The 10,173-nt window shown below is 69.1% G+C and carries 10 protein-coding genes and 1 pseudogene; 10 read left to right on the forward strand and 1 reads right to left on the reverse strand.

The features are described from left to right. The 10 genes and pseudogenes from APY03_RS43095 to APY03_RS00775 all read left to right on the forward strand — a co-directional run. A pseudogene (locus APY03_RS43095) lies at nucleotides 1–402 on the forward strand (glutamine synthetase); the annotation flags it as partial. Between the two features lie 8 nt (nucleotides 403–410). Then, complete coding sequence (locus APY03_RS00735; RefSeq protein ID WP_068672950.1) at nucleotides 411–734, forward strand: 2Fe-2S iron-sulfur cluster-binding protein; 324 nt, start codon at nucleotides 411–413, stop codon at nucleotides 732–734. Beyond that, the gene (locus tag APY03_RS00740) at nucleotides 734–1,981 is read left to right on the forward strand and encodes an NAD(P)/FAD-dependent oxidoreductase (RefSeq protein WP_068672952.1); all 1,248 of its coding nucleotides are present in this window, start codon (nucleotides 734–736) and stop codon (nucleotides 1,979–1,981) included. Before APY03_RS00735 ends, APY03_RS00740 begins: the two co-directional genes overlap by 1 nt. A 71-nt stretch (nucleotides 1,982–2,052) precedes the next feature. Then, nucleotides 2,053–3,237 carry an ABC transporter substrate-binding protein gene (locus tag APY03_RS00745; RefSeq protein ID WP_083944079.1) on the forward strand — a complete coding sequence of 395 codons (1,185 nt, stop codon included), beginning with the start codon at nucleotides 2,053–2,055 and terminating at the stop codon, nucleotides 3,235–3,237. 34 nt (nucleotides 3,238–3,271) lie between these two features. Beyond that, nucleotides 3,272–4,132 carry a branched-chain amino acid ABC transporter permease gene (locus tag APY03_RS00750; RefSeq protein WP_068672954.1) on the forward strand — a complete coding sequence of 287 codons (861 nt, stop codon included), beginning with the start codon at nucleotides 3,272–3,274 and terminating at the stop codon, nucleotides 4,130–4,132. After that, entirely contained in the window at nucleotides 4,129–5,091 is a 963-nt protein-coding gene (locus tag APY03_RS00755) for a branched-chain amino acid ABC transporter permease (protein WP_068672956.1), read from the forward strand. The genes APY03_RS00750 and APY03_RS00755 overlap by 4 nt, the downstream gene beginning before the upstream one ends. Further along, complete coding sequence (locus tag APY03_RS00760) at nucleotides 5,088–5,858, forward strand: ABC transporter ATP-binding protein (RefSeq protein ID WP_068672958.1); 771 nt, start codon at nucleotides 5,088–5,090, stop codon at nucleotides 5,856–5,858. Before APY03_RS00755 ends, APY03_RS00760 begins: the two co-directional genes overlap by 4 nt. After that, nucleotides 5,851–6,600 carry an ABC transporter ATP-binding protein gene (locus APY03_RS00765; RefSeq protein ID WP_068672960.1) on the forward strand — a complete coding sequence of 250 codons (750 nt, stop codon included), beginning with the start codon at nucleotides 5,851–5,853 and terminating at the stop codon, nucleotides 6,598–6,600. The genes APY03_RS00760 and APY03_RS00765 overlap by 8 nt, the downstream gene beginning before the upstream one ends. Continuing rightward, the gene (locus tag APY03_RS00770) at nucleotides 6,597–7,319 is read left to right on the forward strand and encodes a type 1 glutamine amidotransferase (RefSeq protein WP_068672963.1); all 723 of its coding nucleotides are present in this window, start codon (nucleotides 6,597–6,599) and stop codon (nucleotides 7,317–7,319) included. The genes APY03_RS00765 and APY03_RS00770 overlap by 4 nt, the downstream gene beginning before the upstream one ends. A gap of 170 nt (nucleotides 7,320–7,489) precedes the next feature. After that, nucleotides 7,490–9,235, forward strand: coding sequence for an amidohydrolase (locus APY03_RS00775; protein ID WP_146039325.1), 1,746 nt, complete (start codon nucleotides 7,490–7,492; stop codon nucleotides 9,233–9,235). Nucleotides 9,236–9,421: 186 nt separating this feature from the next. On the opposite strand, the gene APY03_RS43100 is transcribed toward APY03_RS00775, so the two are convergent. Beyond that, nucleotides 9,422–10,173 (reverse strand): acyl-CoA dehydrogenase (locus APY03_RS43100; RefSeq protein WP_232324113.1); only part of this gene is annotated, 752 nt, incomplete at its 5' end.

Raw genomic sequence — 10,173 nt, forward strand, 5'->3', positions numbered from 1 at the left:
CTCGCACCCGACCGCGCCTCGTGGGCGCGCGACAACCGCGGTGCCATGCTGCGGGTCCTCGGCGGCCCCGGCCAGAGCGCGACCCGCATCGAGAACCGCGTGGGCGAGCCGACGGCCAACCCCTACCTGTACCTGGCCTCGCAGATCTTCTCCGGCCTGGACGGCCTGGGCCGGCAGCTCGACCCCGGCCCCTCGGCCGACGCGCCCTACGAGACCGAGGCCGACCCGCTTCCGCGCTCGCTGAACGACGCCTTGGCCGCCCTGCGTGCCGACACGGTGCTGGTCGAGCAGCTCGGCCCGCGCTTCGTCGACTACTACTGCCACATCAAGGAAGCGGAAATCGCCCGCTTCAACCTCGAAGTCAGCGAGTGGGAACACCGCGAGTACTTCGACATGTTCTGAGGTGCCGCATGCCCATCATCCACTACATCCTGCAGGACGGCAGCACGCGCAGCATCGACGCCAAGGCCGGGGCCAGCGTCATGGAGACTGCCATCCACCACAACGTGCGGGGCATCGATGCCGAGTGCGGGGGCAGTTGCTCCTGCGCCACCTGCCACGTCTACGTGGCGGACGCCGACAGGAGCCGCCTGCCGTTGCCCGACGAGATGGAGAACGAGCTGCTCGACGGCGTCGCCTCGCAGCGCCTGCCCGGCAGCCGACTGAGCTGCCAGATCGCCGTCACGTCCGAGCTCGACGGCCTGACAGTCCGCATCCCCGAAAGCCAGGTCTGATGAGCGCCGCCGAGCCCCTGGTCATCGTCGGCGCCTCCTATGCCGGCACGCAGCTTGCGGCCAGCGCGCGCGAGCTGGGCTTCGACGCGCCGATCATGCTGCTGGGCGAGGAGCGCCACGCGCCCTACCAGCGTCCGCCGCTTTCCAAGGGCCTGCTGACGGGGAAGACCTCGGTCGACGCGCTGGCGTTGAGGGGCCCGGGCTTCTTTGCCGACAACGCCATCGATCTGCGGACGGGCCGGCGCGCCACGGCGGTGGACACCGCTGCACGCACATTGACGCTGGACGACGGCACCACGCTGCGCTACGGCTGCCTGGCACTGGCCACCGGCGCGCGCTGCCGGACCCTGCAGGTGCCCGGAGCCGACCTGGCGGGCGTCCACGACCTGCGCACCCTCGACGACGCGCTCGCAATCTCCGACGCGCTCGCCCGCGCCACGCGGGCCTGCGTGATCGGCGGCGGCTTCATCGGGCTGGAGGTCGCGTCGGCACTGGCCGCCCGTGGTGCCGCGGTGACGGTCGTCGAAAGCCAGCCGCGCCTGCTCGCGCGCAGCTTTCCTCCGCTGATGTCCGACTACCTGGCCGATGCGCACCGCCAGCGCGGCGTCGCGCTGATGCTGGGCCACGGCGTGCGTGCGCTCATCGGCGAATCGGGGCGCGTACAGCACGTCGAGCTGGACGACGGCAGCCGCATCGGCTGCGACATGGTCGTGATGGGCATCGGCGTGCTACCCAACACCGAGCTGGCGCAGCAGGCGGGCATCGCCTGCGACAACGGCATCCTCACCGATGCGCTGGGGCGCACCAGCGAGGCCGGCGTCATCGCCATCGGCGACGTGGCCAACACGGTGCTGCCGGCCATGCCCGGCGGCCCCGCGCGCATGCGTCTCGAGTCCATCCAGGCAGCCAACGACGGAGCCCGCGCCGCCGCCAGCGCGCTGGCGGGCCAGCCCCAACCCTTCGGCGGCGTGCCGTGGTTCTGGAGCGACCAGCACGACCTGAAGCTGCAGATGGCCGGGCTGCCGCAGGCCGGCGACGAGGCCGTGCTGCGCGGCGACATGCAGGCCGGCCGCTTCAGCCTCTTCTACCTGCGCGGCGGCGCGCTGGTCGCCGCGCATTCGGTGAACCGGCCCGCGGAGCACATGCACAGCCGCAAGCTGATCGCGGCGCGAGCGCGCATCGATCCAAGGCTGCTGCAGGACCCGAGCGCCGATCTCAAATCCATCCAACGAGAGACAGAAAGCTGAGCCGATCGCAGATCGGCCCCTTCCTTGCCCAGGCCCCCACGCCGGTTCGCCGGCCAACCCAGGAGTTCCCCATGAAGACGTCCACCCGAGTTCTACTGAGCACCGCTGTGCTGGCCTGTGCCGGTGCCCTCGTCCCGGCCCACGCGCAGGATGCCCTGCGGATCGGCCTGATCGCCACCTACTCCGGCCCCTATGCCGACTACGGGCGTCAGTTCGATGCCGGCATCGCGCTCTACCTCAAGGAGCATGGCGGCAAGATCGCCGGGCGCCCCGTCGAGATCGTGAAGAAGGACACCGGCGGTCCCGCGCCCGATGCCGCCAAGCGCATCGCTCAGGAACTGGTCGTGCGTGACAAGGTGAACGTGCTGACCGGCCTCGACTTCAGTCCCAACGCCTACGCCGTCGGGGCCATCGCCACCCAGGCCAAGGTGCCCACGATCGTGATGAACGCCGCGTCCTCGGCCATCACCACCAGCTCGCCCTACATCGCGCGCCTGTCCTTCACCGTGCAGCAGGTCACCGACCCCATGGCGCGGTACATGCTCAAGCAGGGCGTGAAGGAGGCCTACACCGTCGTCGCCGACTACGCCTCGGGCCAGGATGCGGAGACCGCCTTCAAGAAGGCGTTCACCGCCGGCGGCGGCAAGGTGGTCGGCGAGGTGCGCACGCCCATGAACAACCCGGACTTCTCGGCCTACGTGCAGCGCATCAAGGACAGCAAGCCGCAGGCCGTGTTCTTCTTCTTTCCCTCGGGCGTGATGCCGCCATCCTTCCTCAAGGTCTGGAAGGAACGCGGCATGGAAGAAGCGGGCATCAAGCTCTTCGCCACTGGGGAAGCGACCGACGACAGCTTCCTGGAAGCGACCGGCGACGTCGCGCTCGGCCTGGTCACCAGCCATCACTATTCCTACGCCCACCCGAGCGCCAAGAACCAGAAGTTCGTGAAGGACTTCGAAGCCCAGTTCGGCACCGCCATGCGCCCCAACTACTTCGCGGTGACCGCCTACGACGCCTTGGCCGCGATCGACCTGGCCCTGGCAAAAACCAAGGGCGACGCCGCCGGGGACAAGCTGATGGCGGCGCTCAAGGGCCTCGCCTTCGAGAGCCCGCGCGGCCCTGTCGAGATCGACGCCGCCACGCGCGACATCGTGCAGACGGTCTACATCCGCAAGACGGAGAAGTCCGGCGGCAAGCTGGTCAACGTGGAGTTCGACAAGTTCGACCGAGTCAAGGACCCGGCCAAGGAAGGCAGCTGACGCGCCCCGGCGAGAGACCTTCGAGACACCCACCATGGCGATCGTGCTCTTCGACGGAGTGGCCTACGGCATGCTCCTCTTCCTCATCGGCGTGGGCCTGTCGATCACGATGGGCTTGATGAACTTCGTCAACCTCGCCCACGGCGCCTTCGCCATGGTGGGCGGCTATGCCGCCAGCCTGGCGATGCAGCACGCGGGCCTGGGCTTCTATGCCGCGCTGGCGGTGGCCTTCGTCGCCGCGGCCGCCATCGGCGCGGCGCTGGAGTTCGCCTTCTTCCGGCGCCTCTACCGCTCGCATCCGCTGGACCAGGTCCTGCTGTCGATCGGCGTGGTGTTCGTCGCCATCTCGGTCGTCACCTATTTCTTCGGGCCGTCGATGCAGGCCTTCTCGCTGCCGCCGTCGCTGGAGGGCCGCGTGAACCTGCTCGGGCTCGAGGTGGGGCGCTACCGGCTCTTCCTCGTCGCCAGCGGCCTGCTGGTGCTGGTCGCGCTGCTGCTCGTGCTGAACCGCACGCGCTACGGCGCGATGGTGCGCGCGGCCGTGGACAACCAGCGGGTGGCCGCGGGCACCGGCATCCACGTGCAGCGCCTCTTCTTCCTCACCTTCTCCTTCGGCTGCGGCCTGGCGGGCCTGGGCGGCGCGCTGAGCCTCGGGCTGCTGGGGCTCGAGCCTTCGTTCGCCTTGAAGTACCTGATCTACTTTCTCATCGTCGTGTGCGTCGGCGGTGCCGGCACCATCAGCGGCCCTTTCCTGGCCGCACTGCTGGTCGGCATCGTGGACGTGGCGGGCAAGTACTACCTGCCCGGGGCCGGCGCGTTCCTGGTCTACGTGGTCATGGTGGCGATGCTGCTCGTGCGTCCCAACGGCCTGATCCCCCGGAAGGGCCTGGCATGAAAGCGCTGACCATTCCCCGCGGGCTCCTGCCCTGGCTCGAAGCCCTGTTCTGGCTGGCGCTCGCTTCCAGCTCCCTGCTGATGCCCGACAAGCTCACGCTTCTCAGCCAGATCCTGATCTTCGGGCTGTTCGCGGTCTCGCTGGACATGGCGCTGGGCTACGCCGGCATCCTCACCGTGGGCCACGCCGCCTTCTTCGGCATGGGCGCCTACGCTGCCGGATTGCTCGCGAAGCACGGCTGGGCGGAGCCGTTCTCGGGGCTGCTGCTGGCGCTGCTCGTCTGCGCCCTCCTCGGCTACCTGTTGAGCTACCTCGTGGTCCGCGGGGCCGACCTGACACGGCTGATGATCACCATCGGCGTCTGCGTGCTGCTTGCCGAACTCGCCAACCGCCTCAGCAGCATCACCGGCGGCACCGACGGCCTCCAGGGCATCGAGATGTGGCCGGTGTTGGGGCACTTCCCGTTCGACCTGTGGGGGCGCACCGCCTTCTTCTACAGCTTCGGTGTCGTGCTCGCCATGTTCCTCCTGGTGCGCCGCGTGTTGCATTCGCCCTTCGGCCTCGCGCTGCGCGGCATCCACGACAGCCGCAAGCGCATGCTGGCGATCGGCTCGCCGGTTGGGGCGCGGCTGCGGCTTGCCTACTGCTTCTCCGCCGCGGTGGCGGGCGTGGCGGGGGCCCTGCTGGCGCAGACGACGCAGTTCGTCGGGATCGAATCCATCGGCTTCAACCGCTCGGCGGAGGTCCTGATCATCCTCGTGCTGGGCGGGGCTGGGCGGCTGTACGGCGGCATCGTCGGGGCGATTGTCTACATGCTGGTCCACGATGCCTTCGCCGACATCGACCCGCAGTTCTGGATGTTCTGGCTCGGCATCTTCCTGATTGCCGCGGTGATGCTCGGCCGCGGCGGCATCATGGGCATGCTGTCGCGCCTGGTCGTGGCGAGGGAGGCGAAATGATCCGCGCGTCCACCCCGTCGCTGCGCACCCAGGGCCTGGGCGTGCGCTTCGGCGCCTTCGCCGCGGTGAGCGACGTCAACCTCACGCTGGAACCCGGCGCCCGCCAGGCGCTCATCGGCCCCAACGGCGCCGGGAAGACCACCCTGATCAACCTGTTGACCGGCGTGGTCCGGCCCACCAGCGGATCGATCCACTTCGGCGATCGCGACATCACGCCGCTGTCCTGCGACCGCCGGGCACGCATCGGGCTGGCGCGAACCTTCCAGATCAACACGCTGTTTCCCAGCCTCACGCCGCTGAGCTCGATCGTGCTGGCGATCTGCGAACGCGAAGGCCTGGCCTCCACCTGGTGGCGCCCGCTTCGCCGAATCACCCGCGTGTACGACGAAGCCCACGCGCTGCTGGCGCGGTTGAAGCTCGACGCGCTCGCCGACACGCCGGTCTCCGTCCTCGCATATGGCAAGCAGCGCCTGCTGGAGATCGCGCTCGCGATGGCGGCCAAGCCTCGCATCCTGCTGCTGGACGAGCCAGCCGCCGGGGTGCCGGAGGACGAGAGCGGCGAGCTGTTCGAAGTGATTTCCGAGCTGCCGCAGGACATCAGCATCCTCTTCATCGAGCACGACATGAATCTGGTCTTCCGCTTCTCCAGGCGCATCTCGGTGCTGGTCTCGGGCAGCGTGCTGACCGAGGGCACCCCGCGCGAAATCGCAACCGACGTGCGCGTGCGCGAGGTCTACCTCGGGTCCTCGGGGGTGCTGCATGCCTGAGCTTCTGGCCTTCGACACGCTCACCGCCGGCTACGGCAACGCCGTGGTGCTGGACCGGCTTTCGTTCTCCCTGGACGAAGGCCGAAGCCTCGCAGTGCTGGGACGCAACGGGGTCGGCAAGACCACTCTGCTCGAGACGCTGATGGGCAACACCCGCGTGATGAGCGGCACCATTCGCTGGAAGCGGCAGGACATCACGCGGCTGGCCCCGCACTGTCGCGCGCGCGCCGGGCTCGGCTGGGTGCCCCAGGAGCGCGAGGTGTTCCCGTCGCTCACGGTGGAGGAGAACCTTCTCGTCGTGGCGCGGCGCGGGCCCTGGCACCTGCGGCGCGTCTACGAGTTCTTCCCGCGCCTGAAGGAGCGGCGCGGCAACTACGGGAATCAGCTGTCAGGCGGCGAACAGCAGATGCTCGCGATCGGCCGTGCGCTCATGACCAACCCCCGGCTGCTGCTGCTCGACGAACCCATGGAAGGGCTGGCGCCCATCATCGTGGAGGAGCTGGCCCGCGCCATCCGTGCGCTCGGCGAGCGCGAGGGCCTCGCCTGCATCGTGGTGGAGCAGCATCCGGTGCTGGCGCTGTCGATGACGCAGCAGGCCATCGTGCTGGAGCGCGGCACCCTGGCGCACGCAGGCGACAGCGCCGGCCTGGCCGGCGACATGGCCCTGCTGCATCGCCTGCTGGGTGTCGGCATCGAGGAGGCGCCGCGGCAGCCTGACGGGCTGCAGCTCGCTGCGGCATGAAACCGATCGCGATCTTCCAGCACACCGAGGTCGGCGCGCCCGGCAGCGTCCCCGCGATCCTGGATGCGCTGCAGCTGCCCTGGTGCCTGATACGGATCGTGGACGGCGAACCCGTGCCCGCCGATGCCGGCGCGTTCTCCGGCCTGGTGTTCATGGGCGGCTTCATGAGCGCCAACGATCCGCTTCCCTGGATCGCGCAGGAGACCGCGCTCATCCGCGAGGCGGCGTCTGCCGGCATCCCCGTCTGCGGCCATTGCCTGGGCAGCCAGATCGTGGCGGCGGCCCTGGGGGGCAGCGTGCGGCGAAATGCACAGCCCGAAATCGGGTGGAACCGCGTCACCCTGGAAGACACGGCCACGGCGCAGGAATGGTTCGCACAACCCGCGGGTGCGTCCGTGCCGGTCTTCCAGTGGCATGCCGACACCTTCGAGCTGCCACCCGGCGCCGAACGCATCGCTACCAGCACGCACTGCGAGAACCAGGCCTTCGTGATGGACGGACGCCACCTGGCCATGCAGTGCCACCTGGAGATGACGCCGCAGCTGGTGGCGCTCTCCGTGGAGCGCAACGGACCGCAGCTGGACCGCGCGTTTCGCGCCGGTCATCCCGCGGTGACGTCGCGCGAGCAGACCCTGGCCGATCTGCCTGCAAGAACGGACGGCATGAAGTCCGTCCTGCATTGCCTGTATTCGCGCTGGGCGGAAGGACTGCCCCGCTGAGTCTTTCTCAACCCGCCCTCGTCGAACGGTGACACGTCGACGGCAGGCACCTCGCATCGGAAAGGCCGCTTCACGACGAGCGACGCCCCCCCCGATCGTCCAGGAGCCGCCGCCCTCCATGCGCCGAATCCGAGACCTGTTTTCCTGAACATCAACCGGAAGGAGCAAAAGTGACTCGAATTTCGAATCCATCTCGCATGCAGGCCGCCGCCGCCGCATTCGCCCGCCGCGCGCCGAGAGCCGCGGCGCTCGCCGCCGGCCTGGCCCTCGCGGGCTGCGCCCACATGGGATCGTCCAACCCCGACGTGGTCTACGTCAACGGCAAGATCATCACCGCGGACAAGGACTTCTCCATCGCGCAGGGCGTCGCGATCAAGGACGGCCGCTTCGTCGCCGTCGGCAGCAGCGAGGCCATGCGCCAGCTCGCGACGCCAGCCACGCGCGTGGTCGACCTCGGAGGCCGCACGGTGGTCCCGGGCCTGATGGACAGCCACACCCACATGGACGGCGCCGGCACGGTGGAGACCAGCGCCCAGGTCATCAAGGCCAGGACGGTGGCCGAGGCCCAGGCCATCATCGGCGACTTCATTCGCGACAAGAAGGTGCCGGCCGGCCAGTGGGTGCAGACCAGCCGCTGGCATCCGCCTTCGCAGCTGAAGGAGCAGCGCTACCTGACCCGGCAGGAGATCGACGCGGTCGCGCCCGATCACCCCGTCTTCGTGCAGACCGTCGGCCACTTCGCCATGGCCAACAGCAAGGCCCTGGCAGCCGCGGGCATCGGGCGCGGCACGCCCGACCCCGTGGGCGGAAAGATCCACCGCGACGCCGCCGGCGAGCCCACCGGCGTGCTCGAGTCGACGGCCATCGGGATTGTCGAGAAGATCGTTCCCCCGCCGACCTTCGAGCAGGGCGTGGCGCAGAACATCGCCGCGCAGCGCGTGTACAACCGCTCGGGCATCACGAGCACGGTCGTCGCGGGATTGAGCGAGGAGCAGATCCGCACGTACTTCACGGTCGCCGAGCGCGGCCAGGCCACGGTGCGCGCCGGCATGTTCTGGCGCATTCCCACAGGCAGCGCAGAGGAGTTCGAGAAGACGCTGAAGGCCGCGAAGTTCAAGGAAAACCAGGGCAACGACTGGGCGCGTGTGGCCGGCATCAAGCTGATCGCGGACGGGGGAATGACGCTCAAGTCGGCCTTCATCCGCAGCACTTACGCGAACGAGCCCCAGAACCACGGCAGGGTCGCGGTCGATCCCGCCTCCTACCAGCGCAACGTGCAGCTGGCGAATCGCTACGGCTGGCGCGTGCACACCCATGCGGTAGGCGATGCCGCCGTCGACCTGACGCTCAAGGCCTATGCGGCGGCCGACCAGGACCGGTCGATCCGGGGACGCCGCTTCAGCGTTGTGCACGGCAGCCTGATTGCGCCAGACCAGATCGCACAGGCCGGGAAAATGGACGTGCGCGTCGATGCGCAGAACGCCTTCCTGTGGGACAAGGCGGGGACGGTGGAGCGCTACATGGGGCCGCTGCTGGCCAACCGCGCCGTGCCGACCCGCCAGTTGGTCGACGCGCTCGGCATCGGCGGCACTGCGGCGGGCACGGACAACGAGGTCAACCTGCTGAACCCCTTCGTCGGCATGTACCTGATGGTGACGCGCAAGGACCCGCGCGGCAAGGTGTACGGCGCCGACCAGAAGGTGTCGCGCGAGGAGGCGCTGCGCCTCTACACCAATGCCGGACCGTACTTGACCTTCGAAGAAAGTGCGAAGGGCGCGATCACGCCCGGGCGCTTCGCGGACATGGTGGTGCTGTCGGCCGACTACCTGAGCGTGCCCGAAGAGCAGATCAAGGACATCGTCGCGACGCAGACGATCGTCGGCGGCCGCGTCGTCTACGACGCCCGGCTCTTGTGACGCTCCGCCAGGCCGCCGGAGGCGGCCCCGGTTGACCCATGATCAATGCCAACCTGCTGCGGCGCTGGGCGCAAGCGGCCGAGATGCGCCCCGGCAGCGTCGTTCCAGACGCGCCGCCGGCGCCCAAGCGCCAGGTGGCAAACACACCTGCAGCCTTCGTGCCGATGCAGTTACACATCATTCCCATCAGTACATCACGGCTGGCAGCGCAGTCACGCTCTCGGCACCGTCGACGATGCTGTCGCGGACGCCCGGCGCCTTGTTGAGGATGTGCTCGGCATAGAAGCGCGCGGTCGCGATCTTGGCCTGCATGAAGGCCACGTCGATGCCGGCCGCCGCAAGCTCCTCGGCCACCAGCAGCGAGCGCGCAAGCTGCCAGCCGGCCACCAGATTGCCCGCAAGCATCAGGTAGGGCACGCTGCCGGCGAACGCCGCATTCGGCGACGCCTTGGCTGCGCCCGCGACGAACGCCACCACATCGACGAAGGCCGTGCGCGCGGCCTTCAGGCGCCGGTGCACGGCGCGTGCGGCGGCGCTGTCGCGCCGCGCGAGCTCGACCTCGGTTTTCTCGATCTGGGCCGCGATGGCCTTGGCGGTTTGGCCGCCGTCGCGCGCGGTCTTGCGGCCCACGAGGTCGTTGGCCTGGATCGCCGTGGTGCCTTCGTAGATCGTGAGGATCTTGGCATCGCGGTAGTACTGCGCCGCGCCGGTTTCCTCGATGAAGCCCATGCCGCCGTGCACCTGCACGCCGAGCGAGGTGACCTCGAGGCTCATCTCGGTGCTGTAGCCCTTGACCAGCGGCACCATGAATTCGTAGAAAGCCGCGTTCTGCTTGCGCACTTCGGCGTCGGCATGGTGGTGCGCCGCGTCGTAGGCGGCCGCGGCCACCGAGGCCATCGCGCGGCAGCCCTCGGTGTAGGCGCGCATCGTCATCAGCA

It is taken from the genome of Variovorax sp. WDL1, assembly GCF_001541225.1.
GTDB lineage: Bacteria > Pseudomonadota > Gammaproteobacteria > Burkholderiales > Burkholderiaceae_C > Variovorax.